Annotated in this window: 21 protein-coding genes; 15 read left to right on the top strand and 6 right to left on the bottom strand. The window is 69.5% G+C overall.

The genetic code is table 11. From position 1 onward, the window contains the following. Positions 1-1653 (bottom strand): TM0106 family RecB-like putative nuclease, encoded by a 1653-nt coding sequence (locus AC1HFH_RS01775; protein ID WP_480245679.1) that lies wholly within the window; start codon positions 1651-1653, stop codon positions 1-3. A 164-nt stretch (positions 1654-1817) separates the two neighbouring features. Between AC1HFH_RS01775 and AC1HFH_RS01770 the strand changes: the two genes are divergently transcribed. The 9 genes from AC1HFH_RS01770 to rraA all read left to right on the top strand — a co-directional run bounded on the left by AC1HFH_RS01770 (position 1818) and on the right by rraA (position 7455). Next, positions 1818-2528 (top strand): DUF6474 family protein, encoded by a 711-nt coding sequence (locus AC1HFH_RS01770; RefSeq protein ID WP_480245678.1) that lies wholly within the window; start codon positions 1818-1820, stop codon positions 2526-2528. Between the two features lie 12 nt (positions 2529-2540). Beyond that, positions 2541-3131, top strand: coding sequence for a hypothetical protein (locus AC1HFH_RS01765; protein WP_480245677.1), 591 nt, complete (start codon positions 2541-2543; stop codon positions 3129-3131). A gap of 404 nt (positions 3132-3535) precedes the next feature. Further along, positions 3536-4189, top strand: coding sequence for a YcnI family copper-binding membrane protein (locus AC1HFH_RS01760; protein WP_480245676.1), 654 nt, complete (start codon positions 3536-3538; stop codon positions 4187-4189). Between the two features lie 5 nt (positions 4190-4194). Then, complete coding sequence (locus AC1HFH_RS01755; RefSeq protein ID WP_480248011.1) at positions 4195-4746, top strand: copper resistance CopC family protein; 552 nt, start codon at positions 4195-4197, stop codon at positions 4744-4746. Positions 4747-4793: 47 nt separating this feature from the next. Then, a complete protein-coding gene (locus AC1HFH_RS01750; RefSeq protein ID WP_480248010.1) occupies positions 4794-5687 on the top strand; it encodes a CopD family protein in 894 nt (297 codons plus the stop codon). A gap of 19 nt (positions 5688-5706) precedes the next feature. After that, entirely contained in the window at positions 5707-6159 is a 453-nt protein-coding gene (locus tag AC1HFH_RS01745; RefSeq protein WP_480245675.1) for an SRPBCC family protein, read from the top strand. Continuing rightward, positions 6156-6545, top strand: coding sequence for a DUF5313 family protein (locus AC1HFH_RS01740; RefSeq protein ID WP_480245674.1), 390 nt, complete (start codon positions 6156-6158; stop codon positions 6543-6545). Before AC1HFH_RS01745 ends, AC1HFH_RS01740 begins: the two co-directional genes overlap by 4 nt. 40 nt (positions 6546-6585) lie before the next feature. After that, positions 6586-6951, top strand: a complete 366-nt coding sequence (locus AC1HFH_RS01735; RefSeq protein ID WP_480245673.1) for a DUF5313 family protein — start codon at positions 6586-6588, stop codon at positions 6949-6951. 18 nt (positions 6952-6969) lie between these two features. Then, positions 6970-7455, top strand: coding sequence for a ribonuclease E activity regulator RraA (rraA, locus tag AC1HFH_RS01730; RefSeq protein WP_480245672.1), 486 nt, complete (start codon positions 6970-6972; stop codon positions 7453-7455). 160 nt (positions 7456-7615) lie between these two features. Here the strand turns inward: rraA and AC1HFH_RS01725 are convergent, their stop codons facing one another. Then, positions 7616-7840 carry an RNA-binding S4 domain-containing protein gene (locus AC1HFH_RS01725; RefSeq protein WP_480245671.1) on the bottom strand — a complete coding sequence of 75 codons (225 nt, stop codon included), beginning with the start codon at positions 7838-7840 and terminating at the stop codon, positions 7616-7618. A gap of 116 nt (positions 7841-7956) precedes the next feature. Here AC1HFH_RS01725 and AC1HFH_RS01720 point away from each other — a divergent pair, with 116 nt between their 5' ends. Further along, positions 7957-9537 (top strand): amino acid--tRNA ligase-related protein, encoded by a 1581-nt coding sequence (locus tag AC1HFH_RS01720; protein ID WP_480245670.1) that lies wholly within the window; start codon positions 7957-7959, stop codon positions 9535-9537. A gap of 24 nt (positions 9538-9561) precedes the next feature. Here the strand turns inward: AC1HFH_RS01720 and AC1HFH_RS01715 are convergent, their stop codons facing one another. Further along, positions 9562-9861, bottom strand: a complete 300-nt coding sequence (locus tag AC1HFH_RS01715) for a type II toxin-antitoxin system PemK/MazF family toxin (protein ID WP_480245669.1) — start codon at positions 9859-9861, stop codon at positions 9562-9564. A gap of 749 nt (positions 9862-10610) precedes the next feature. Here AC1HFH_RS01715 and AC1HFH_RS01710 point away from each other — a divergent pair. Continuing rightward, positions 10611-11288 (top strand): hypothetical protein, encoded by a 678-nt coding sequence (locus tag AC1HFH_RS01710; RefSeq protein WP_480245668.1) that lies wholly within the window; start codon positions 10611-10613, stop codon positions 11286-11288. A gap of 1 nt (position 11289) precedes the next feature. Here the strand turns inward: AC1HFH_RS01710 and AC1HFH_RS01705 are convergent, their stop codons facing one another. The 3 genes from AC1HFH_RS01705 to gltB all read right to left on the bottom strand — a co-directional run bounded on the left by AC1HFH_RS01705 (position 11290) and on the right by gltB (position 18683). Then, positions 11290-12189: a cutinase family protein gene (locus AC1HFH_RS01705; RefSeq protein WP_480245667.1), complete on the bottom strand. Its 900-nt coding sequence runs from the start codon at positions 12187-12189 to the stop codon at positions 11290-11292. A gap of 340 nt (positions 12190-12529) precedes the next feature. Then, positions 12530-13999, bottom strand: coding sequence for a glutamate synthase subunit beta (locus AC1HFH_RS01700; protein ID WP_480245666.1), 1470 nt, complete (start codon positions 13997-13999; stop codon positions 12530-12532). Then, a complete protein-coding gene (gene gltB / locus AC1HFH_RS01695; RefSeq protein WP_480245665.1) occupies positions 13992-18683 on the bottom strand; it encodes a glutamate synthase large subunit in 4692 nt (1563 codons plus the stop codon). The genes AC1HFH_RS01700 and gltB overlap by 8 nt, the downstream gene beginning before the upstream one ends. 845 nt (positions 18684-19528) lie before the next feature. Between gltB and AC1HFH_RS01690 the strand changes: the two genes are divergently transcribed. From AC1HFH_RS01690 to AC1HFH_RS01675, 4 genes are all read left to right on the top strand, one after another. Continuing rightward, a complete protein-coding gene (locus tag AC1HFH_RS01690) occupies positions 19529-21358 on the top strand; it encodes a DUF4407 domain-containing protein (RefSeq protein WP_480245664.1) in 1830 nt (609 codons plus the stop codon). A 221-nt stretch (positions 21359-21579) separates the two neighbouring features. Then, positions 21580-23196, top strand: a complete 1617-nt coding sequence (locus AC1HFH_RS01685) for an adenylate/guanylate cyclase domain-containing protein (protein ID WP_480245663.1) — start codon at positions 21580-21582, stop codon at positions 23194-23196. 100 nt (positions 23197-23296) lie between these two features. Further along, positions 23297-24079 (top strand): hypothetical protein, encoded by a 783-nt coding sequence (locus AC1HFH_RS01680; protein ID WP_480245662.1) that lies wholly within the window; start codon positions 23297-23299, stop codon positions 24077-24079. Next, positions 24076-25116 (top strand): DUF4129 domain-containing protein, encoded by a 1041-nt coding sequence (locus AC1HFH_RS01675; protein ID WP_480245661.1) that lies wholly within the window; start codon positions 24076-24078, stop codon positions 25114-25116. Before AC1HFH_RS01680 ends, AC1HFH_RS01675 begins: the two co-directional genes overlap by 4 nt. Positions 25117-25121 lie beyond the last annotated feature (5 nt).

Below are 25121 nucleotides of genomic sequence, written 5' to 3'. Positions count from 1 at the left end.
TCACGTCGAAATAGTACGACTTGCGAAGTCGGCCAGGCCCGGGACCTCGAGATCGGCGCGCTCGGTCATCCATTCCCGCAACACCTGAGTGGCGCGGACATCGTCCTCGTTGTACTCGAGCAGCCGGGTGCGCTGGGTCGGGTCCGGCGCCCCGTCGTAGCCGACCGCGCGGCGGTACCAGCCCATCGAAGCCTCACCGCTTGCCTCGGCGTCGCGCCAGGCGAATCCGGCCACCGGCGCGACCTTCTTCAATCCCTTACCGTTGGGGCAGATGAACTGGTCCGATACCGCCTGGAACATATCCACCCACTCGGTTCCGTCGACGAAATCGCGGATCTGTTCCCGAGTGGGCACCCCCGGCATCCCGGCGAACCGGTGGGCCGATTCGTAGAGCCATTTGTCCTCGGCGGTGCGCGAGTAGCAGTAGGCGGCGAAGGTCTTGCCGGCGGCGTGGGCCTGTGCCCGTACCGCCATCAGCCAGTTCCAGAACTCCGCGAAGGAGCGGCCCTCGTCGGGCGTCGGCAGTGGATCCCAGGTGACGAACGGCCGGTACACCCCGTCCAGCAGGGTGCCCCACAGGTAGGCGCCGTCCTCCTGGAAACTCTCCAGGTCGACATCGACCTCCACGTCGGCCCGCTGTACCCGCACCGCATCGACCCGGCGGACCAGCGGCGCACCGGTGAGCCAGGCGCGGGCGGTGACCACCACTTCCTCGAACGGCCCGTGCTGCCAATCGTCCGGATCGTCGCCGGTCCATGCCGCCAGCTCGTCGATGGTCCGGACGTCGTGGCGGCGCAGCACCTCGGCCCGGGACCCCGGCGCCACCAGGCTCACGTCCCGATCGGCGATCAGTCGGCGTTCACAACTCGGCCCCTCGATATCGCGGTTCCACCAAGGGCATTGCCGGCACTCGGGAACCTTGGACGGGACCGTCGGCAGCTCGCCGCGCAGCACCGCGATCCGGTCGGCGTAGCGCCGGTCGTATTCGTCGAGCACCGGGCCGAGATCGTGGACGAGGATCCGGTCGAAAGCCAGCCCGATCACGCCACCGACCAGTGCCGGGCTGGCCAGCCCGTGCCGCTGCAGCATCCGGTAGACATGGGCGAGCCGCTGCTGGTCGCGGGGCTGCTGGCGGAGTTTGACATGCCGGTCCGGCTGCGGATTCCAGGAGGCCAGGGTGGTGGTGTTCGGATGGAAGTCGGCGGGCTGCGGGCTGCGCGGGTCGGTGATCTTGTGATTCACCACGATGATCGGAATCCAGCCGCCCCGGTCGGTATCGCGCAGCAGCACCTCGGCGCCGCCACGGCGGCCGGTATCGGCCTCCTGCGGCAGCAGGCCACCCCAGATCCGGTCGATACCCGCTTCGATCGCGGCCATCGTGGCTTCGGCCCGGGCACGGGCCCGCAGGTTCGGATCGATGACGACCCATTTGTCGGGCGCGGATTCGCGCAGCTCGTCGCGTACCCGGGCCCGGAAGGCGGCGGCCGCGGCACGCCGCTCCTGGACCCCGGGATCCTCGCGCACCTCGGCCTGCACTTGCGGGTACGTGGCGTCGAGACGCAGCCGGTGACGGCAGCCGATCAGCCCGCGCGCATCCAGATAGACGGGCTCGGCGGGCACCGGCTCGTTGGGCAGGGGCGAGGGGGAGAACACGTAAGCAGTATGGTGCCTACCCCCGACAGATTGCCCAATCGCGTATCCGGCACGCCTCGGCCCCGGGAGGGACAACCCGGCGTTGTCCCACTACGCTACGGATACGGCAGGGTCACTTCCTCGGCGCTGCCTCATGACGGTGAGCATGACGGAAGGCCTTTCCCATGGGGTTGTTCAGCAAGCGCAAGCGGCGTCCGAGCCGGCGAGCGGAGGCGAAGGCACTCAAGCACAAGGCCGCCATGGAGGCCAAGCTCGGCGCCAAGAACGACCGCAAGGCGGCGAAGGTGGGCGAACGGGCCCAGCGTAAGGCGGCCAAGCAGCAGGCCCGCACCGAAGCCAAGGTGGCCGAGGCGCAGATCGCCGCCCTGAAAGCCGAGGAGAAGGCCGCGGCCGCAGCGGCGAAGAAGGCCGAACGAGATCGGTTCAGCCCGAGTGAGATCCGCAAGTACATCGGCGTCGCCCGGGTCCTGGTGCCGGTGCTGACGCCGCTGGCCTACCGCGCTGCCACCTTCGTGCGTGGACAGCTCGACGCCCGCCGCGCCCAGGAACTCGGGGTCGACACCGATCGGCTGGGTGAGTTCGGCGGCCCGGGCGCGCGGCTGCAGGCCCGGATCGCGAATACCTCGGCCGCCCTGGACAAGATCGCGGCCGGGGAGACCGGTAACGGGAAGGCGAAGAAGGGCTCCGTGGACAAGAAGAGCTCCGAAACCCAGCAGTTCATCGCCTCGAACCGGTCCCGCCTGGACGACCTGACCGTCGCGCTGCGCACCGCCGACCAGATGCCGGCGCCCCGCCGGAAGGCCGTGCACGCCTCGATCTCCACCGAACTCTCCGGAATCGAATCCGCCGCGCTCGACCGGCTGGGTATTCACTGACCGGCCGATTCGGTGCACTCCAGACCAGGGTCCGGCGGGAATGCGGCGGCTGCGCGGCTGCGCGGCGCGGCGGGCGGTGCCGTCGTCGGAGCCCTGGCGATCGCGGCGCACGGCGCCGCCGGTGGCGGTGTGCCACGATCCATGGAAGTGGCGGTGTTGCTGGCCATCTCGGGACTGACCGGGAATCTGGCGGCGAACGACCGGGTCCTCCGATGGTTCCGGCCGCAACTGCTCGGCAGCGAAGCGGCCCGACTCGCCCTGGTGCTGACGCTCGGCCAGTGGGCGGCCCACACGGCGCTCGCGGTCCTGCTCAGCCATCACGGTGACGCGACCTCCCTGCTGCACCTGCCCACCGACGGCATGCTGGCGGCGCATCTGCTCGCCGCCGGGGCGGGCGCGGCACTCATCCATGCCGCCGAGCGGCTGTATCTGGTGGCCTCCGGTGTGCTCCGGGCGCTCCTCCGCCTGCCTGCCGCGCCGCTGGCCCCGCGTGTCCCGGCAACGCACTGCGAGAGCGATGTGCGCGCCGCTGCCCGGCATTTCGGTGCAGTGGCCCCACGTGCCCCGCCCAGCGGCCACCTACCGATGACGGGCCGTCGGTAACCCGACCAACCCGGTCATCGAGCACCTGACCGGCCGGCACTGCGACTGCCGCATTCCGGAGATCGAACGGTCCGCGGCCGAGCGGATCGCGGCCGAAGGCCCGTCGAGGATCGACGGCATTCCGGTCAGCGACGCTCGAGGTTCCGGCCGACCGCGATCCGGTCCGGTGGACGCATCGACCAGTCGCCGGCCCGGCGCATTCCTGACTGCCGGGTGCAGTCCATCGGCGGCGAACACGGCCGGGCCGCACACGCCCAGCATCGAAGCCCGATCGGCACCACGCACCTGCCGGCTGCGCAAGCCACCGGACCACTGTCAGTACGAGGCGCGGCAGCGCAGCCGTCGACATCCGGCTCGGCCGGGCCGCACGCCCGGCCGCCGACCAGACGAGGAGACTCTCCCCCATGACCAGACATCCCTACTTCCGGGCCGCGGCCACCGCGGCCCTCGGCGCCGGACTGCTGCTCGCAGCGGCCGGGCCGGCCGGCGCGCACGTCACCGTCGACGCGCCCGGCGCGACCCAGGGCGGATACACGATCGCCACTTTCCGGGTGCCCACCGAATCGGATACCGCGTCCACCACGGCGCTCACCGTCGAGCTGCCGAACCCGAAGTCGGTCCGCACGGAACCGATGCCCGGCTGGCACAGTGAACTGGTGCGCAACGACGCGGACGAGATCACGGCCGTGACCTGGACCGCCGATACCGACGCCGGTATCGGGCCGGATCAGTTCCAGCAGTTCGCCCTGTCGATCGGCCCACTGCCGGACGAGGAGACACTCGTGCTCCCGGCGACCCAGACCTACAGCGACGGGACCGTCGTCGCCTGGGATCAGCCGGCTACCGAGGGTGCGGAACCCGAACGCCCGGCACCCACCCTGACTCTGGCCGAAGGCAACGGCGGCGACCACCACTCGGTCGGCACCGAGACCGAAGCTGCCGCCGACGATCCCGGCACCGATACCGTGGCCCGCTGGCTCGGCGGCATCGGGCTGGCGCTGGCCTTGTTCGCCGTGGCGCTCGGGTTGGGCACCGTGATCCGGGGGCGGCAGTCGTGACCGCACTGCACCGCCTGCGCACCCGCACCGGCACCGGCGTCCTGGTCCTGTTGCTTGCACTTGCCGGACTCGGCACCGGCGCCGGGGTTGCCGGTGCGCACGCGACGGCGATCGCGAGTGATCCCGAGGACGGGGCGAGTATCGATTCCGGTCCCGCACGGGTGAGCGTCACCTTCAACGAAGAAATTCAACCCAACTTCGCGGCGCTCACGGTGACCGGACCGAACGGCCACCTGTGGTCGAAGGGCGAGCCGGTGGTCGAAGGCAATACGGTGAGCGTGGCGGTCGGCGAACTCGGGCCGGTCGGCGAATACCGGATCGCGTACCAGGTGACCTCGGCCGACGGACACCCGATCAGGGCAAAGCGCACCTTCACCCTGACCACCGAGGGCTCCGGGACGCCCGGGCCGCCGGCGAGTGGGCAGGCCGCCGAAGGCTCCGACGGCGACGAGCAGTCCGGTTCGGTTCCCGTCTGGGTGTTCATCGTCGGTGGCGCCGTGGTGGTCGCCGCCGGTCTGGCAGTGGCGCTGCTGACCGGCCGCAGCCGGAAACAGTGACGCGCGGCGGCCGGGCCGCCGTGTCCGAGCCGAAACCGTGGCGGACCATGCTGCCGGTGGCCGGCGCCGCCCTGGCCGGGGTGGCGCTGGCCTGGCTGCTGCTGGCGGTCCCGGCGTTCCCGGCCGGGGCCGCACTGCGGGCGACCGCCGATATCGCCGGTGCCACGGTGCTGGGTCTGGCGGTGCTGCCCCGGCTGCATCCCCGGGCGCCCGCACCGTGGCGCCGCCTGGCCGTGCTGGCGGCCATCTGGTTCGTCGCCGAAGTGGGTGTGCTGGTCGGTGCGGCGGCCGAGGTGGTCGGGGTGCCGGTCACCCGGCTGAGCGCGACCGATTTCGGCATCTTCCTCACCCAGTTGAGCAACGGGCAGATCGGGATCGCGATTCTGCTCGGCACCGGCGGCCTGACCTGCTACAGCGTGCTGGCAGACCGGCGGGCCGACCCGGTTTCGACCGATCCGGTCCTGGTGTTCGCCGCGGTCGTGCTCACCTTGCGGCCGATCACCGGGCATATGTCGCAGCAGGCGTTCGGCTCGGTGCTGGCCGGGGTGCATGCACTGGCCGCCGCCGCCTGGTTCGGCGTCCTGCTGGCCGCGGCGCTGGTGCTGCGCAGCCGCCGGGACTGGCTGCAGGTGCTGCCGCAGTTCTCGACGCTGGCCGGCCCGGCGGTGGTGGTGCTGACGGCGACCGGGGTGATCAACGGCCTGGTCCGGATCGGTGGCCCGGCTCCCCTGGTGACCACCGGCTACGGGCGGATCATGCTGGCCAAACTGGTGTTGCTGGTGGCGCTGGCCGGACTGGGCTGGTGGTGGCGGCGCAGCTGGGTGCCGCTGGTCCGGCGGCATCGGATGACCGCCGACGGCTCACTGCGCCGGGCGATTACCGAGGTGACGGTGCAGGCCGTGGTGTTCGGGCTCGCGGCTACGCTCGCAGTCTCCGGGTGAGCGCCGTTAGAGTGACTGCATGACCGAAGTCAGGATTGTCGAGGATTGCGTCGCCTCGGCCGAAACGGCGTTCGCCTATGTGAACGACTACCGCAACCTCGCCAACTTCCTGTACGGAATCGAACGGTTCGTCGCGGTCACCGAGCAGACCGAGGGCGTGGGCGCCCAGTTCGACGGCAAGATGAAGCTCGGTCCGGCGACGCTGGAGTCCCGGATCGAGGTGGTCCGCTGGGAGCCGGGCCGCACCATCGGAGTGAAGTCGATCAAGGGCATCGAGCTCGAATCGACGTTTTTCTTCTACCCCAAGGGCGACGATCGCTGCACCGTGGATGCCGTGATCGAGTTCAGCGTGGGCAGCGGGATGGCCGGGAAGATGCTGAACAAGACCATCGAACCGTTCGTGAAGATCGCCGCGAAGCACACCACCGACCACCTGGTGGCCGAGATCGAGAAGGCGCATTCGCAGGCGTGAGCGAGTTCGCGAGTCCGGGGTTCGGTCAGCGGATCGGCTACATCTGCGGCCGGACGCTGCCGCCCTCGATGCAGGACTGGGTGCTGCGCGATCTGACCGGCCCCGGCGCCACCCGCCGCTACCTGCTGCGCATCCTGGTGCCGATCCTGCCGGTGCTCTGTCTCTTCCTGCTGGTGCCGGGGCCGGTGTGGATGGGTCTGGCGATGATGGCGCTGCTGTATCTGCCGCTGATCTACTTCACCGTGGCACTCACCTACGTGTTCCGCCGGAACCGGCTGATCAGGCACGGGCTGGACCCGGCATTGGCCGATGCCGATGCGCGGGCCCGCGCGGCCGGCCAACGGGCCGCCTACGAGCGGCGGCACGGCCGTACCACGGGAGAATGAGCCATACCACATCGATAGCCGTCGGGTATAGCCTGGAGGTATGCGCACCCCGACGATTAGGCAGCGGATCGCCTACGATCTGGGCCGTGAGCTCCCCGAGGAGCTGCACGAGTGGGTGCTCCGCGACCTCGTCGGCCACGGGGCGCTGGAACGCTACCTCGTCCGGTTCCTCGGCCCGGTCCTGCCGTTCTTCCTGCTGGTCCTGCTGCTGCCGGGACCACTGAACTGGCGGATCGGCCTGATGGTGCTGATGATCATCCCGATGGTGCTGTTCACCCTGTCGCTGAGCTACGTGTGGCGCCGGTTCCGGATGATCCAGCACGGCTTGAACCCGGATCTGGTCAACCGCACCAAATTCACCGATCACGACCGAGAGATGTACCGGCTGCATTGGAGCCATCGCTGATACGACACAATCGAGGCCATGACCGAGCAAGCGAATGTGGTGGCCACCGCCGATCTGGCCGATGAGATCGGCCCCGAGATCCGCAGCTGCGATACGCAGTTCATCCAATTCGGTGGACGCGCGGCGTTCGCCGGACGGATCACGACGATCCGCTGTTTCCAGGACAACCTGCTGGTCAAGCAAACCCTCAGCGAACCGGGCGAGGGTAAGGTCCTGGTCGTCGACGGCGGCGCCAGCGTGCACACCGCACTGGTCGGCGACATCATCGCCGGGCGCGGCGTGGACAACGGCTGGGCCGGCGTGATCGTCAACGGCGCCGTGCGGGACTCCGCGATCCTGCGCACTCTCGACATCGGCGTGAAGGCGCTGGGCACCAACCCGCGGAAGAGCACCCAGACCGGCAGCGGCGAGAAGGACGTCCCGGTGGAGATCGGCGGCGTCACCTTCGTACCGGGCGAGATGGTCTACAGCGACTCCGATGGCGTCGTAGCACGCGCGGAGTAGCGGCCGGAACCGGTCACCGAACCCGCCCGCCTGCGAGCGACAATCCGGTCTGCCGGTCCAGGCAGACGAACGTTGTGGCTCGCAGGCGGGCGGGGAGGCAAATCATGTCCCATGGCTGTTCCGCAATCGGGCGGCGCTGTGGCGGACCGGCCCGCGCCGCTCAGTGCGCCTGCGTGACCCGGGCCTGATGGCCCGCCAAGACGACCACATCCCCGGCCTGCAGTTGCCGGCCGCGCCGGGTCTCGACCTCGTCGTTGACCCGGACGAGACCGGCGGCGATCACCGACTTCGCCTCCGAGCCCGAATCGATCAGGTTCGCCAGCTTCAGGAATTGCCCGAGCCGGATCACCTCGTCACCGATGGGCACATCTACTGGTTCCGACATGGGATAATGTTTACCCCTCCCGATCGTCGGCCTGGTCACCGGCCCGGCGGCACTGTGCGAAACACGCCGTAGCGTCCGCGTGGCAAATCCCCCCGGTTACCGGCCAAACTGGTTCGGTGACGGCAGCGATCCTCGTTCTACTCGGCCTCTTCGTCCTGCTGGGTGCGCTGGCCGCGTTGTCGGCATGGAGCAGTCGTCGCCCCGACCCCGAACCGGTGGCTGCCGAGCCGCCACCCACGCCGCCTCCGCCCGCCGTCCGGGCCGAGCAACCGGCCCCGGCGCCGCGACTGCCCGATCAGTTCCGGGTGCGGCAGGACAAGCTCGATCGGATCAGGGCCGCGGGCAGCGAACCGTATCCGGAAGCCTATCCACCGACCCATTCGATCGCCGAGACATGGCAGGTACCGCGCGGCACCACGGTGCGGGTGGCCGGTCGGCTGCTGCGCCGCCGCGATCACGGCGGGGTGATCTTCGTACTGGTCCGCGACTGGTCCGGCGATCTGACCGTCGTACTGGACCGGGGCCGGGTGGGCGCCGAACGGATCACCGAATTCACCCGGATCTTCGACCTGGGCGATCTGATCCAGGTGAGCGGGCGGATCGGCACCGGCCGGCGCGGCGAACTCGTACTGCACGGCCAGGACTGGCGGATGAACGGCAAGAGCCTGCATCCGCTGCCGGACAAACGACACGGCCTCACCGCATCCGATACCCGGACGCGTAAGCGCTATCTCGACCTCGCCGTCGACACCGCGCAACGGGACCTGCTCGTGCAGCGCAGCGCCGTGCTGTGGTCGTTGCGGGAGTCGATGCACGGCTGGGGTTTTCTGGAGGTGGAGACGCCGATCCTGCACCCGGCGCCCAGTTCCGGAACGCAGCCGACCACCCGGCTCGGCCGGCTGGATCTGCACCTGCGCCACAGCCCCGAGACGTACCTGAAGATGCTCGGGGTCGGCGGGGTGGAGCGGGTGTTCGAGATCGGCCGCACCTTCGGCACCGACGGCGTGGATTTCGGCCGCAATCCGGAGGCCACGCTTCTGGAAGCCTATGAGGCGCACAGCGACTACCTGCGGATGATGCACATCTGCCGGGAGCTGATCCAGCATGCCGCCCGGGCCGCACACGGTGCCGAGGTGGTCCTGCGGCCGGACGGATCCGGTGGCGGCACCCGGGTCGGCATCTCCGGAGACTGGCGGGTGAAGACGGTGTACGGAGCGCTGTCCGAGGCGGTCGGCACCGAGATAACCTCCCGTACCGACCCGGACCGGCTGCGGGAACTGTGCGAAAAGGCCGGGGTTTCCGGCCCACCGGGCGCCGATCCCGGCTTGCTGGTGCGGAAGGCGTACCGGCGCCTGGTGGTCGCGCGGACCCAGGAACCGACCTTCTATCTCGACTTTCCCACGTCGGTCGCGCCGTTCGCCCGCACCCACCGCACCGTCCCCGGTGTCGGCGAACGCTGGGAACTGGTTGCCTGGGGTGCCGAAATCGCCACCGCACACAGCGAACTCACCGACCCCGTGCAGCTTCGCCGGCGCACCACCGGTCGACCGGCCCCCGATGCCGCATTCCTGCACGCGCTGGAACACGCCATGCCACCCACCGGAGGACTCGGCCTCGGCGTGGATCGCCTGGTCATGCTGCTCACCGGCCGCAGCATCCGCGAAACCCTGCCGTTCCCGTTCGTGAAACCGCGCTGATCCGGCTGCCCCCGGGCAGCCGGATCAGTTCAGGCCGAGATAGCGGATCACCGCTCGATCGAGCCGGGTCATCTCCTCGAGTGTCAGGTACCCGACCGGATCGCCGTTCAGGTACCCGGTGTCGATCGAGCGGACCTGGTCGACCAGCAGGAGGGTGGTGCGCCCGCCGAGCTCGGCTTCGGGGCGGAACCGGGAAGGTCGAGCGCTGGTCGACGTCGGAACAATGGTGACCATGGACCAGTCGGTTCGAGAAAGGACTACGCCGAAGCGGCGACCGCGTTGTTCATGCCCCCGCCGCTGATCACCGAGGTCGATACGGTACACCGCACCCCGGATCACCAGGCGTCCGGCTCGTCTGCGAGATTTTCACCACTGGCGGTGATCCGGTCGGCGTCGTCCTGCGCCTGAGCCTGCCAGCGCTCCCGGTCGAGGACGCGCAGTGCGCGGCGCAGCACATCCGAGGTGGTTTCCCCCGGTTCACCCCACCGCCGTCGGCCGCCACATCCAGGCCACCCACGACAGGGATACTCCGGGTCAGCACCCGACCCACGGACACTGGCATCCACTGAGCGAGCCGCCGTGGCAAGATCGACTACCGACACTGTCCTGATCCAGGTGGGGGGAGCCCATGGAGACCCTGTACGGAATCATCGTCGTCGGCACGCTGTTGCTTGTCCCGATCGGCGTGATCATTGTCGTGATTTCGCTGACCACTCGGTCCGGCTCCGCGAATCGCGCGCGGCCTCCGCTCCCACCTCCCGGCTACGTACCACCCCCGCCTGTCCCGCAGCCGGGCTACGGACCACCACCGCCGGACGGCCGCCACGCACAGGGCCACCCACCACAGGGGTACCCCGGTCCACAGGGATACCCCGGTCAGCATCCGCCCCACGGATACTGAGGGCCCGCCACCGTCATACGGGGCCGCATCCGCTGTACAGACCGCGGCGGCCGGATCAGGTCCGGCACCGCCAGGAGGAGTATCGCCGCGCGCCCGGTCGATAGCGGTCGTTGCGGCGGCACGCCGCAGTCGACTGCCGGAGCCGGGCGATGACCACGGCTATCGTCATCGCATGGCCGAGCCGTCCGGAAACGACCATCTGTTCGCCAAGGGGCTGTCGCTGACGGCGCTGGCGGCGTTGTTCCTGGCGCTGCGGCTGTTCGCGATAACCGATTATTCGTGGGGTGCGGCGTTCTCGATCGCGGGCACCCTCGGGGTCGACGATGTCGGGCCGATGGTGATCGGCACGCTGATGGCCAGTCCGGTGCTGGGTGGGGTGGCATTGGCGATCCTGCTGCCGGAGGCGGTGGTACACCAGATCAGGTTGGGGAAACCCGGGTGGAGCAATGCGGGAAACCTGGTCTGGCTGGTGATCGTCGCGGTGTTCACGACGGCGCTGGTCTGGACCTACCGGGCCTGGTGGGTCCTGGCCGTCGCCGCCGTGCTGGCCACGCTGCTGCTGATCCTGCTGCGGGCCGGTGTACACGATCCCGAAGGGCGCGTGCTCGCGCACTGGTTCATCACCCGGACCGGGATGGTGGTCGCGGCGGCCGCGCTGATCCTCGCGGCGGTCGTGCAGGTGCCGTGGGTTGCGCTGGAGCGCATCGAAACCCGGGACGGCGTGGTGCACGGTTACGTCATGGAGAATCCACCCGGCTTTCTCAAGGTGCTCACCGATCCGGGCCGGGACATCCGCATCATCGATACGGCGGATGTCACCGGCCGCGAGGAAATCGAACCAGAGATGTGAATCAGGCCATCCCGGCGATCCAGTTGTGCATCCACGAGATCGCGGTCTGGCCGCCACCGACCGGATAGCTGGCGTAGCGCATATGCGTCTGCGACAGATAGAACTCCTCGAGCTGCTCAGCCCGGGCCTGGTTGGCCGGATCGGACAACTGCGACTGCAGCGTCGGAATGCCGCCGTGCGCCATCAGATCTTCGATGATCGAGTTCGCTTCACTCCGATACTTCGGCAGCTCGGCCGGATTCGCTGCCGAGGCCTGCGCGAGGAAACCGGCGAATCGGGTGATGAAATCCTCGTTCTCGGTGGCGCAGTACAGATCGTCCACGGCGCAGATGGTGCGGACCCGGTCGCTGACCAAACCGAACCCGCCCGGCCGCGGACCGCTGGCGCCGGCGCCCGGTGCGGGCGGGCCGACCTGGATATCGGTGGGTGACCGGCGCGGATCTGAGATCAGACCGACACCGGCGACCCGCTCGGGACGGACCGGGCCCAGGCCGGTCCCGATCTCGGCGGCGAGATCGCCTGCCGCATCGGCACCCTGACTGTATCCGACCAAGGCGATATCGGCTCCCGGGCAGGCCGCGGCCTTGGCGGTCAGCAATCCGCGTGCCGAATCGACCGCTTCCTGCTTCGAACTGCCGTAGACGTCGCCTTCCCACGGGAAAGCGGTCGCGGCATAGGTCACGTAGTCGACCTGTGCGGTCCGGGGCAGACCGTCCGTGACGCCGGACAGCATGCCGGGCCCCGGTTCCTTGTCGTGCCCGGTCTCCCAGGTGCCGGGAATCGCAACCACATACAGTTCCGGACAACCGGGTGCCGCCGCGGCATTCCCACCACCCGTGATCAGCCCCGCCGCCATCGCCGCAGACACGCCGAAGCCCGCGACAACCTTCTTCAACCGCATACCGCTCCAGTTCGAACTACCCTGCGCTGCACCGCGCACACCCCGACAGCGCGCAGCGCTGCGCGCCCGATCGCGCATCACAATAGGCGCACGACCGGAACCGCGCCACAGGAGGACCGGGTGATGTCTGCTGCCACACACACCACAGTCGTGGCAGAGCCGGAGCGGCACCATGCGCGGCCGGGCCCGTGCGGCGGCGGAGATGGATGTCGCTGCATTCGCCGGTGCACCGGCGACCGGCGGCGGGCCGACACCGGTGCACAGCACAGCCGACACCGGTGCACAGCACAAAGGCGCCGCCGGACCTCGTTGTCCGGCGGCGCCTTCGGCGTTCAGCGGGTCAGCGCTGGGCGACCGCGGTGGGCGGGATCGGCGCCGGGAGGGCAGTGTCACCCTCCAGGAACTGATCCACCGAGGCGGCGGCGGCCCGGCCCTCGGCGATGGCCCACACGATCAGGGACTGGCCACGGCCCATATCGCCGGCGACGAACACGCCGGGAACATTGGTGGCCCAGTTCTTGTCGCGCTGGACGTTGCCGCGCTGGTCGTAGCCGACACCGAGATCGGTGAGCAGGCCCGGCTTCTCGGGGCCGACGAAGCCCATGGCGAGCAGGACCAGGTCCGCCTCCAGGGTGAAGTCGGTGCCCTCGACCTTCTCGAAGCGGCCGTTGACCATCTTGACCTCGTGCGCCTGCAGGCCGGTCACCTTGCCGTCCTCGCCGACGAAGCGTTCGGTGTTCACCGAGAACACCCGCTCGCCGCCCTCCTCGTGCGCCGAGGACACCCGGTACATGAGCGGGTAGGTCGGCCACGGGGTGGAACCGGCACGCTCTTCCGGCGGGCGCGGCATGATCTCGAACTGGTGGACGCTCTCGGCACCGTGCCGGTGCGAGGTGCCCAGGCAGTCGGCACCGGTGTCGCCGCCACCGATGATGACGACCTTCTTGCCCTTCGCGTGGATGGGCGGCAGGCCGTTCTCGTCGGTGCAGTCGTCACCCAGCTGCACCCGGTTCGACCAGGGCAGGAATTCCATCGCCTGGTGGATGCCGTCCAGTTCGCGGCCCGGGATCGGCAGGTCACGGGCGATGGTGGCGCCCCCGGAGAGCACCACGGCGTCGAACTGCTCACGCAGTTCGGCGGCGGTGATGTCGATACCGACGTTCACGCCGGTCTTGAAGATGGTGCCCTCGGCCTCCATCTGCGCCATCCGGCGGTCGATGAAGCGCTTCTCCATCTTGAATTCCGGGATGCCGTAGCGCAGCAGACCGCCGATGCGGTCGGCCCGCTCGAACACGGTCACGGTGTGACCGGCCCGGGTGAGCTGCTGGGCGGCGGCCAGACCGGCGGGACCGGAACCGACGACGGCCACCTTCTTACCGGTGATCCGGGTCGGGTAGACCGGCTGCACCCAGCCCTCGTCGAAGGCGTTCTCGATGAGCTCGACCTCGACCTGCTTGATGGTCACCGGGTCCTGGTTGATGCCGAGCACGCAGGAGGCCTCACACGGTGCCGGGCACAGCCGACCGGTGAACTCCGGGAAGTTGTTGGTCGCGTGCAACCGGTCGATGCCCTCGCGCCACCGGTCCTTGTACACCAGGTCGTTCCACTCGGGAATCAGGTTCCCGAGCGGGCAGCCCTGGTGGCAGAACGGAATACCGCAGTCCATGCAGCGGCTGGCCTGGGTCTGCAGCGTGTCGTGGGAGAACTTCTCCTCGTAGACCTCTTTCCAGTCCAGCAGGCGCAGCGGCACCGGCCGACGTTTCGGCAGCTCCCGCGAGGTGTGCTTCAGAAATCCCTGTGGGTCAGCCACGGGCCGCCTCCATAATCGCCTCGTCCACGTCCTTGCCGCTCTTCTCGGCCTCGGAGATGGCGAGCAGAACCTTCTTGTATTCGCGCGGCATCACCTTCACGAAGTGGTTCACCTGCTGGGACCAGTCGCTCAGAATGCGCTCGGCCAGCGCCGAACCCGTCTCGTCGCGGTGCACCGTGACGATGTCGCGCAGCCAGGTGAAGTCGTCACCCGACAGCTGTTCGACGGCTCCGGCCTGTTCCGGGTTGACCTTGCCGGCGAAGGTGCCCTCGGGGTCGTACACGAAGGCGATACCGCCGGACATGCCCGCACCGAAGTTGCGTCCGGTATCGCCGAGGATGACGACCCGGCCACCGGTCATGTACTCACAGGCGTGGTCACCCACACCCTCGACGACCGCGGTGGCACCGGAGTTACGCACGGCGAAACGCTCACCGACCACACCGTTGATCAGTACGCGGCCACTGGTGGCACCGAACAGGATGACGTTGCCGGCGATGATGTTGTCCTCGGCCACGAACCCGGTCGGCGCGGTCTCGGACGGCCGGACCACGATGTGGCCGCCGGACAGGCCCTTGCCGACGTAGTCGTTGGCGTCACCCTGCACCCGCATGGTGATACCGGCCGGGACGAACGCGCCGAAGCTGTTGCCCGCGGAACCGTTGAAGGTGATGTCGATGGTGTTGTCGGGCAGGCCCGCGCCACCGTAGAGCTTGGTCACCTCGTGGCCGAGCATGGTGCCGACCGTCCGGTTCACGTTGGTGATCTTGGTTTCGAACTTGACCGCCTGGCCGCGTTCGAGGGCCGCCGCGCTCTGCGCGATCAGCTCGTTGTCCAGGGCCTTGTCCAGCGCGTGGTCCTGCTCCTTGGTGCAGCGCAGGTCCTGGCGCATGAACGCGGTCTCCGGCTGATCCAGGATCGGCGAGAGGTCCAGCTTGTTCGCCTTGAAGTGGTTCTTGGCCTCAGTGGTGTCGAGCAGGTCGACCCGGCCGATGGCCTCGTCCAGGGTGCGGAAGCCCAGCTGGGCCAGCATCTCCCGGACCTCTTCGGCGATGTACATGAAGAAGTTCACCACGAACTCCGCCTTGCCGGTGTAGCGCTCGCGCAGCACCGGGTTCTGGGTGGCGATACCCACCGGGCAGGTGTCGAGGTGGCAGACGCGCATCATCACGCAGCCGGAGACGACCAGCGGAGCGGTCGCGAAACCGTACTCCTCGGCGCCCAGCAGCGCAGCGATCATCACGTCGCGGCCGGTCTTCATCTGGCCGTCGACCTGGACCACGATCCGGTCCCGCAGGCCGTTGAGCAGCAGGGTCTGCTGGGTCTCGGCCAGGCCGAGTTCCCAGGGGCCACCCGCATGCTTGAGCGAGGTCAGCGGCGAGGCACCGGTACCACCGTCGTGGCCGGAGATCAGCACCACGTCGGCGTGCGCCTTCGACACACCCGCGGCGACGGTGCCGACGCCGGGCTCCGCGACAAGTTTCACGTGAATCCGAGCCTGCGGGTTCGCGTTCTTCAGGTCGTGGATCAGCTGCGCCAGGTCCTCGATCGAGTAGATGTCGTGGTGCGGCGGCGGCGAGATCAGGCCGACGCCCGGCGTGGAGTGCCGCACCTCGGCGACCCACGGGTACACCTTGTGCGGCGGCAGCTGGCCGCCCTCACCCGGCTTGGCGCCCTGGGCCATCTTGATCTGGATATCGGTGCAGTTGGTCAGGTAGTGCGCGGTGACACCGAACCGGCCCGAGGCGACCTGCTTGATCGCCGAACGCCGCCAGTCACCGTTCTCCTCGACCTCGAACCGGGCCGGGTTCTCGCCGCCCTCACCGGAGTTGGAGCGGCCGCCGAGCCGGTTCATCGCGATCGCGAGGGTCTCGTGCGCCTCGGCCGAGATGGAGCCGTAGCTCATCGCGCCGGTGGAGAACCGCTTCACGATCTCACTGGCCGGCTCGACCTCGTCGATCGGGATGGGGGCGCGCTCGCCCTCCTTGAACTTGCACAGGCCGCGCAGCGAAGCCAGCCGCTCGGACTGGTCGTCGACCATCTTGGTGTACTCCTTGAAGATGGAGTACTGGCCGGAGCGGGTCGCGTGCTGCAGCTTGAACACGGTGTCCGGGTTGAACAGGTGGTATTCACCCTCGCGACGCCACTGGTACTCACCGCCGACCTCGAGCTCGCGGTGCGCGCGCTCGTTGCGGTTCTCCAGGAAGGCGACGCGGTGGCGCATGGCCACCTCTTCGGCGATCTCGTCCAGGCCGATGCCGCCCAGATGCGAGCGCAGCCCGACGAAGTAGCGGTCGACCAGGCCCTGGTCCAGGCCGATCACCTGGAACAGCTGGGCGCCGTTGTAGGAGGCCATGGTGGAGATGCCCATCTTGGACATCACCTTCAGCACACCCTTGCTGGCGGCCTTGTTGTAGTTGGCCACGGCCTTGGCGTAGTCGGCGCGCAGGTCGCCGGTGCTGCCCGGCATCTGCAGCGCACCGCGCTCCAGCATGTCCTCGATGGTCTCGAAGGCCATGTAGGGGTTGATCGCGCCGGCACCGAAGCCGACCAGCATGGCCATGTGGTGCACCTCGCGGGCGTCACCGGCCTCCACGACCAGGCCGACCTTGGTGCGGGTGCGCTCCCGCACCAGGTGGTGGTGCACCGAGGCGGTCAGCAGCAGCGACGGAATCGGCGCCAGCTTGTCGTTCGACTCGCGGTCGGAGAGTACGACGATCCGCGCGCCGCCCTCGATGGCCGCCGAGACCTGGGTGTTGATCGCCTCGAGCGCCCGGCCCAGACCCTCGCCGCCCTCGTCGGCCGGGTACAGACCGCGCACCACGACCGAGCGCAGCTCGGGATGGCTGCCGTCGTCGTTGATGTGCACCAGCTTGGACAGCTCGTCGTTGTCCAGGATCGGCTGTTCCAGGGCGATCTGCTTACACGAATCCGGGCCCGGGTGCAGCAGGTCGGCCTCGGCGCCGATATTGCGCTTGAGGCTGGTGACGACTTCCTCGCGGATCGCATCCAGCGGCGGGTTGGTGACCTGCGCGAACAGCTGCTGGAAGTAGTCGAACAGCAGCCGCGACCGGGACGACAGCACCGCGATCGGGGTGTCGGTACCCATCGAGCCGAGCGCTTCCATGCCGTTCTTCGCCATCGGCGAGATCAGCAGGTTCAGTTCCTCGTTGGTGTAGCCGAAGATCTGCTGCCGGATCAGCACGCGGTCGTGCGACATGTGCTGATGCGGGCGGTCCGGCAGATCGGCCAGCCGCTTGACGCCGGCGTCCAGCCACTCCTGGTACGGGTGCTCGGCGGCCAGTTCGGACTTGACCTCGTCATCGGTCAGGATCCGGCCCTTGGCGGTGTCCACCAGGAACATGTGGCCCGGCTGCAGCCGGATCTTGCGAACCACCTTGGCCGGGTCGATATCGAGCACGCCGACCTCGGAGGCGAGCACGACGAGGCCGTCCTCGGTGACCCAGATGCGGCCGGGGCGCAGACCGTTGCGGTCCAGGACCGAGCCGATGACGGTGCCGTCGGTGAAACACACCGACGCGGGGCCGTCCCACGGCTCCATCAGCATCGAGTGGTACTCGTAGAACGCCCGCCGCTGCGGGTCCATGGTCTCGTTGCGTTCCCAGGCCTCGGGAATCATCATCAGCACCGCGTGCGGCAGGCTGCGGCCGCCCAGGTGCAGCAGTTCGAGCACCTCGTCGAAACGGGCGGTGTCGCTGGCGCCGGGGGTGCAGACCGGGAAGACCTTGTCCAGGCGGTTCTTGCCGGCCGAATCCTTGCCGAACACGTCCGAACGCAGCAGCGCCTCACGCGCGCGCATCCAGTTCTCGTTACCGGAGACGGTGTTGATCTCACCGTTGTGCGCGACCCGGCGGAACGGGTGCGCCAGCGGCCACGAGGGGAAGGTGTTGGTGGAGAACCGGGAGTGCACGATGCCCAGCGCCGACTCGACGCGGTCGTCCTGCAGGTCCAGGTAGAAGGCACGCAGCTGCGGCGTGGTGAACATGCCCTTGTAGACGAAGGTCTCACCGGACAGGCTCGGGAAATACACCGATTCCTTGCCGACCGCGCCCTCGCCGGCGCCCGCCTTGCCGAGCTCGTGCTCGATGCGCTTGCGGATGACGTAGGCGCGCCGCTCCAGGTCCATACCGGAGAGCTGCTCGTCGGCACCGGCGGGCGAGGCGATGAAGATCTGCCGGAAGGTCGGCATGGCGTCGCGGGCCAGCGCACCCAGCGACGACTCGTCGATCGGCACCTCACGCCAGCCGAGAACCGCGAGGCCCTCCTCGGCGACAATCTTCTCGACACCGTAGGCGGCCCGTGAAGCTTCCCGGCGGGACTGCGGCAGGAAAGCGATACCGGTGGCGTAGGAGCCCTCCGCCGGCAGTTCGAAGGTGGCGCCTTCCTGAGCCAGGACTGCACGGAAGAACCGGTCCGGAAGCTGGATCAGGATGCCTGCACCGTCGCCCGAGTTGGGCTCGGCGCCCGCAGCACCGCGGTGCTCCAGGTTCAGCAGTGCCGTAATAGCCTTGTCGACGATGTCGCGGCTGCGGCGGCCGTGCATGTCGACGACGAATGCGACACCACAGGCGTCGTGTTCGTTCGCCGGGTCGTAGAGCCCCGTGGGGCGGTGCCCATAGCCGGCGCCGCCGGTCGGGGACCTGTGGCCAGGAAGTTGCGTCATGCCTCTGCCTTCAAGAAAGTCGGCCTCCGATGAACTCGGCCCACCACGTGGCCGGGCCGTCCTCGTCGAACGCCTTCGTCAAGACTGCGTCCGTACGGTCCGGAGTCCAGCCGCGCTGATGGTCTCCGGCGTGCAGTCACGTCTCCAGTTGTCCGCTTCCGCCCTCCACGAGAGGGAAGTGGTGCTCGCTTGCGCGGGCTTGCACCCACTACGGTCGGGCCCGGTATTTCCGGCCCTCGATGGGCGATATCGCCGACGTTGTGTGTGTTCGGCGTAAGAGCAAACGATAAGTCAGGTCCGGGACCCAACCAACTAAGGTTGTACTAATAACCCGGTCTAGCTGGGCTTTGCGTTGTCCGTCCTCCAGTTTGCGCGCATCGTCCAGTGTAAAGCAGGGCACCGGGCGGATCGATTCCGCCTGCACCGCGCCCACCAGGGCGAACCGGCCGACAGGAGGCCGGCACGACGCCCGGAAGCGGGCATCCACCTGCATCGGTCTGGAGTTCCCCGGCCCGGCCGGAACCAAACCCGCAGACCCCGTACCGAACCCGGATTGAGAGATAACCGACAATGTCGGAATCGGCGGGACACCACACCTTTCCGGACGATCCGGCCGATGCTGTGGGAGACAGCACACTTCCAGTTATTCGGTGGGCGTGGCGCAGAACACAGCGTCGGACGTCGGCATCCGTGCTGCACAACACTTGTGAGGCTGCCCACATAGCCCGGGCGTCGCTCGGTGTGTCGGGCCGGGTGCTGTCACGCTGACACAACGGGTTCGTGACAGTTCCGCCAAGATGTCCGTTCCGGCCTGTCCGTTCGACGCTGCAAGGACGTGATAACCCATGACCGTCTCCGGCATCGTCATCGCACTCGGCGGCGGGCACGCCGAGGGTGCGGACGACCACGAACGCACCGGATACGCCCTCACCGGCACCGCGGTACTGCTGTTCGCCGTGGTCGCCGGCCTGGTCACCGGCACGGCCCTGACTGCCGCCGGAGCCGGCGTGCCGGCCGCGCTCGCGGTCGCGATCCTGGCCGCCGCCGCGGCCGGTGCCGTCGCCCGGGCCCTGATCGTCGTCCGGCCCACCGCCGCCGGGCTGCGCATTCATCTCGTGCGGGTGGGCGTTGCGGTGCTCGCGGGCGTCATCGTCGCCGAGCTCGCCACCACCGTATTGCTCGCCGGCACCGTGGATCGGACGGTGGACGAACGCGCCGCGGCCGCCGCCGAGTCGGCACCCGCGGTGGTCACCGCAAAGACCGAACTCGACCGGGCCCGCGCCGAACGCGCCGACCAGGAGCAGGCGATCGCCACCGCACAGGACGATATCGACGAAGCGCTGGTCATCGCCCGCTGCGAATACAACCCCACCCCGGCCTGCCCGCAGACCCGGATCACCGGCGTCCCCGGCCGCGGCCCGGAGGAACGCACCGCAAACGAGATGCTCGCCGACGCCCGTGACCAGCTGGCAGCTGCCCGGGACCGCGCCGGCGAACTGGACGGACGGATCGCCGCCGCCGATGCGGCGCTGACCTCGGCCCGGGCCACCGCGGTCGCCGAGGCCGACCGCGGGCTCGGCGCCCGCTGGCTGGCGATGAACGACTACACCACCCACCATGCCGGTGCCTTCGCGCTGCGGCTGCTGATCCTGGCGGCAGCGACCCTGCTCGCACTGCTGCCGCTGCTGTTGCGGTGGTGGCGCGGCGAGACCTCGGCGGACCGGGCAGCCGCGGCCCGCGAGGTGCAGGACCGCGCCGAGCGGGAGGCCGACGCCGCCATCGCGGTCGAACAGGCCCGGACCCGGGTGGCGGTCGAGTCGCTGCGCACCGATCATCAGCTCGCCACCGCCCGACTCGCCTTGGACGCCGACCGCGCCATCGACCGGGAGCGGCAGCGCACCCGGGTGGTCGCGGCGATCGGCGGCCTGGAGATCGGAATCACCGAACCACGACGCCCCGAACTTCCCGGCCCGGCCGGCGATCGAAAGGACGACTCCGTGCCACAGCAGCCGAACCTGCCCGCACACCTCCCCGCGGCCCAGCTGTCCGCCGACCGGGCGCAGGCACCTGCGCCGGTGCCGCAGCAGCAGCTGCCCGAACCCGTCGGCAGCACGACTGCCCCGGCCCCGGCGCCGACCGCCAGCGGGGGCCTGGAACTGCCGGTGATCGGGACCGTTCCGTTCACCGACACCGCGGCCCGCTGGATCCGCCCGCTGGTGCCCTCGTTCGTGGCGAACGCCATCGACACGGCCACGCACCCACTTCGGACCGCGCGGCAGGCGTTCGAGGAGGTCGAGGAGGTCACCTTCACACTGCGGCGCACCCGCAAAGTCACCGTCGACACACAGGACTCGCAGGCGCAGGCCGCCCAGGCGGGGTACCAGCTGCCGCCCGGATACCAGGTCGGCCACCAGCTGCCGCCCGGCGCCGACCCCACTGCACCGGGCGGGGCCTATGCGCACCGGATCGCCGCCGGGGTCGTGGACGCACCGGATGCCCGGTTCCATCCGGATCCGCGGATGTATCCGACGACGGCCGGATACGCCGCCCTCCCCACCGGCGCCGCGCCGGGCGATCCCGCGCTGAACTCGGGCAGCGCAGCAGAACTACCCGGCCGGGACAGCACCGAGCTGCCGGGCCACCGCGGCCCGTACGAACTGCCGCCGGGGCGCTGACATCCGCAGCCGGTGACGGTCGCGGCAGATTTCCTGCCGGCCCGCCGCGCGCGACCGCCGACCAGGGGTCCAGTGCACAGGTGTACCGGAAGCCGGAGCGCCCGCCCGAAGCGGTCACACCACACCGACCGGCCGATCTTCCAGGACATATGCCGACTGCATGATGTGTTGAAGGTCATATGAATCACGCCACCGAGGGGTGTCCGGTTTACAGTGCGGGGGTGGGCGAGACCGAGCCGAAACTGCACCCGGACACTGTGACGGCGCCCGGGCCGGCGCCGTGGGGGTCCCCACTGCTGGGCCCGGCCGAGGAGGACTCCCGCATCCGGCGGGTCCGCGTCCAGTTGCTGCTGACCCTCCCGCTGCTGGTGGCGAATCTGATCGGGATCGCGGTCGTCATCGCCCTGACCGGCTTCGTACTCCCCGGCCCGTCGCTGTTCCGCTGGGACCTGATCCTGCTGAACGCCATCCTGACGCCGTTGTGCGCGGTGGCAGCGCTGGCGATCGGCACCGTCTGGGGCACAGTCGTGGGCCTGCGCACCATGCGCTGGGCCACCGATCCGGACCGGGTACCCACCCCGGCCGAGCAGCGGGCGGCCGCCGCGGCACCACGGCGGCTGGTGCTGCAGCAACTGGTGCTGTGGACGCTGGCGCTGATCGTGCTCACCACCTGCTACGGCATCGCCGATCCGCGGCTCATCCCGAAGTTCGTCCTGGCCATCGGTGCGGCGGCGATCGTGGTGTGCGCAAACAGCTATCTGATCGCCGAATTCGCCCTCCGCGTGGTCACCGCCCGGGTGCTGGAGGCCGCACCCCAGCGCCGCCGGCACGGTCTCGGCGTCTTCGGCCGGACCATGCTCTGCTGGCTGGTCGGTACCGGCGTGCCGGTCGCCACCGCGATGATCGTGGCGATATGGGCGCTGGCCGACCCGTCGGAAGTGAGCACGCAGCGCCTCGCGGTGTGCATGCTGTCGCTGGGCGGTTCGGCGCTGGTGTTCGGAATGGTGCTGATGATGCAGGTGACCGCGGCCACCGTGGCACCGATCCGCGGTGTACGCCAGGCACTGCGCCGGGTCGAGGACGGTGATCTGCGAGTGGCCGTCACCGTCTACGACGGCACCGAGCTGGGTGAACTGCAGAGCGGATTCAACCGGATGGTGAGCGGGGTGCGCGAACGTGCCGAGATCGCCGATCTATTCGGTAAGCACGTCGGCCGCGACGTCGCCCGGGCGGCCATCGCCTCGCGACCGGTGCTCGGCGGTACCGAAACCGAGGCGGCGGCGCTGTTCATCGACATCGTCGGCTCCACCACGATGGCCGCCACCCGGCCGGCGCCGGAGATCGTGGCGATGCTGAACCGGTTCTTCGATGTCGTCGTCGACGAAGTGGACCGGCACGGCGGCCTGCTCAACAAATTCGAAGGCGATGCCGCGCTGGTCGTCTTCGGCACACCGGCACCGCTACCCGATGCCGCCGGTGCGGCGCTGGCCTGCGGGCGGGCCATCCAGCAGCGGCTGCAGCAGCGCGACCCGGACGATCCGGACGGGCCACTCGAACTGCAGGCGGGCATCGGGATCGCGGCCGGACGGGTGGTGGCCGGCAATGTGGGTGCCCGGCACCGGTACGAGTTCACCGTCATCGGCGATGCGGTCAACGAGGCGGCCCGGCTGTGTGAGCTGGCGAAGAACGAACCGGGCCTGCTGCTCAGCTCCGCGACCACCGTGTCCGGTGCGGCTTCGACCGAAGCCGGCCGGTGGGAGCTGGCCGATGAGGTGACCCTGCGTGGCCGAACGGCTCCGACCCGGCTCGCCCGCCCGCGACCGGGCGACACGATCTAGACTCGGCGGCGTGTCCCCAGCCACCGAATCGGCCGGGGCCGTCGGGGCGGGAGTCGATCCGGCAGCTGCTGTGTCAGCTCCGACGGTGCCCCTCCGGCCCATGCGTTTCCGCGAGCTGCTCGACGAGCCGTTCGCCCTGATCCAGGCGCAGCTACCGGCGCTGGCTCCGATCCTGGCCGGGACACTGCTGAGCGCCGAGGTCTTCGTCCTCGCCGTGACCGGGCTCGTTTCGCACCTCACCGACGGTTCCGACGCCGGTACCTTCCTGGCCGTGCTGGGCGCGAGCGCTGCGGCGGTCTGGCTGGTGCGGCTGGTGCTGCGCTCGGTGACAATATCGGCCGGGCTCGCCGATCTGCTCGGCGGCCACCGGCCTGGTCCCCGGAAACTGCTGGCCGCGTTCGGCTCCCGGGCGGCTCCGCTGGCCGCCGCCCAGGCGATGTTCACCCTCGGCGGGGTCGGCGTGCTGTTGCTGTGTTCCGTGCTGATCATCACGATGCCGCTCGGCCCGGTCTGGCTGGGTCATCTCCGGGCCCGCGGGTTCCAGGTGGCGCCGTTGATCCTGGCCGAGCGCCTCGGCTATCCGGCTGCGGCCACCCGGTCCCGGCTGCTGATCGGCGATGCCGCCTGGCGCACCGCCGGCCTGTGGTTCACCCAGCGGGCGGTGTTCGCGCTGGTGGCGGTGCCGCTGCTGGGGATCCCGTACTTCCTGTCCGAGTTCACCGGCACGCATCGCTGGGCGGTCATCGGGCTGGTGGTTGCGGCGGTGCTGCTGCTCGCGGCGTTCACCGAGATCGTCGAAGCCGCGTCCCGGGTACTGGTGTACGTGGATCGGCGCTGCCGGTGCGAGGGCGCCGATATCCGGATTCCGACGGGGGGACGATGAACGAACCGGTACCCGACCCCGAGGCCCCGGCCCCGGACCCGCCGCGGCTCGGGTCGGCCGCGGATCACCGTGCGGCGGCCGAACAGGCCGCAGCCGGAAAGGATTACGACCGCGCGCTGCGGGAGCGTTTCCGGGCGGTACTCCGTGGCCTGGAACAACAGGGTGCGCTGCCGGTGCGCCGATCCCGGACCGCACAGGAGACGGCCACCGATGCCACCACGGTGCTGCCGCTGCCGCAGGCCGACGAATTGACGCCTTCGGCAACGAGTTTCGACGAGGTCGTGTACGGCAGCCGGGCCGCGACCGAAGCGGAATACCGGCACCTCGAATACGCCGACCGATATTCGCAGACCGCGCCGCCACCGAAACCGGAACCGGTGGAGCTCGCACCCGCCGCAACCGCCGCGCGGAGCCGGAGGTCCCTGCCGCAGCTGCCGAAACTGCTGCGCGACCCCAGGTTCTGGGGTGTTCTGGCCGCCACGGCGGCGATCGCCCTGCTGTTGTTCGCAGCGCTGCAATCGTGCGGTGCGCCGACCGCGCCGCCACCACCGGCGGATCCCGATCTGCCACCACCGGATCTGCCGCCGCCCGATCTGCCGGACGAATTCGGTGCGGGCCAGGACTCGATCTTCAGCAGGCTGCCACCCTGGCTGGCGTTCGGTGGCCTGCAGTTGCTGCTGGCCTTCGCCGCCGCCATCTGGTGGCGCGGCCGGCGGCGCGGTGCCCTGGTCGGTGAGCCGCTGCCGGTGCAGGTGGCCGCGAACGAACTGCTCACCGGCCGCGCCGGGCTGTACCGGCGCAGCGGCGACACCGAGTTCGTCGCGGGCAAGCTGCGGGCCGGCACTCTGCGCCGGATCCGGCCCCGCCTCGAGCACGGCGGGTCACTCACCCCCGAACAGCTGACCGCGGCGGCCGCCCGGCGACTCGGCAGCCCGCCCGAGCAGATCCACGCGGCCCTCTACGCACCGGTGCCCGACGCACAGACCCTGACCCACGTTGCCGCACAACTCGAATGGATCGAGACGGAACTCGGATGACTGAA

The sequence above is a fragment of the Nocardia sp. KT25-26 genome (genome assembly GCF_056627695.1).
The sequence above is the reverse complement of the archived record's forward strand: the minus strand, read 5'-3'. Positions and strand labels throughout refer to the sequence as shown.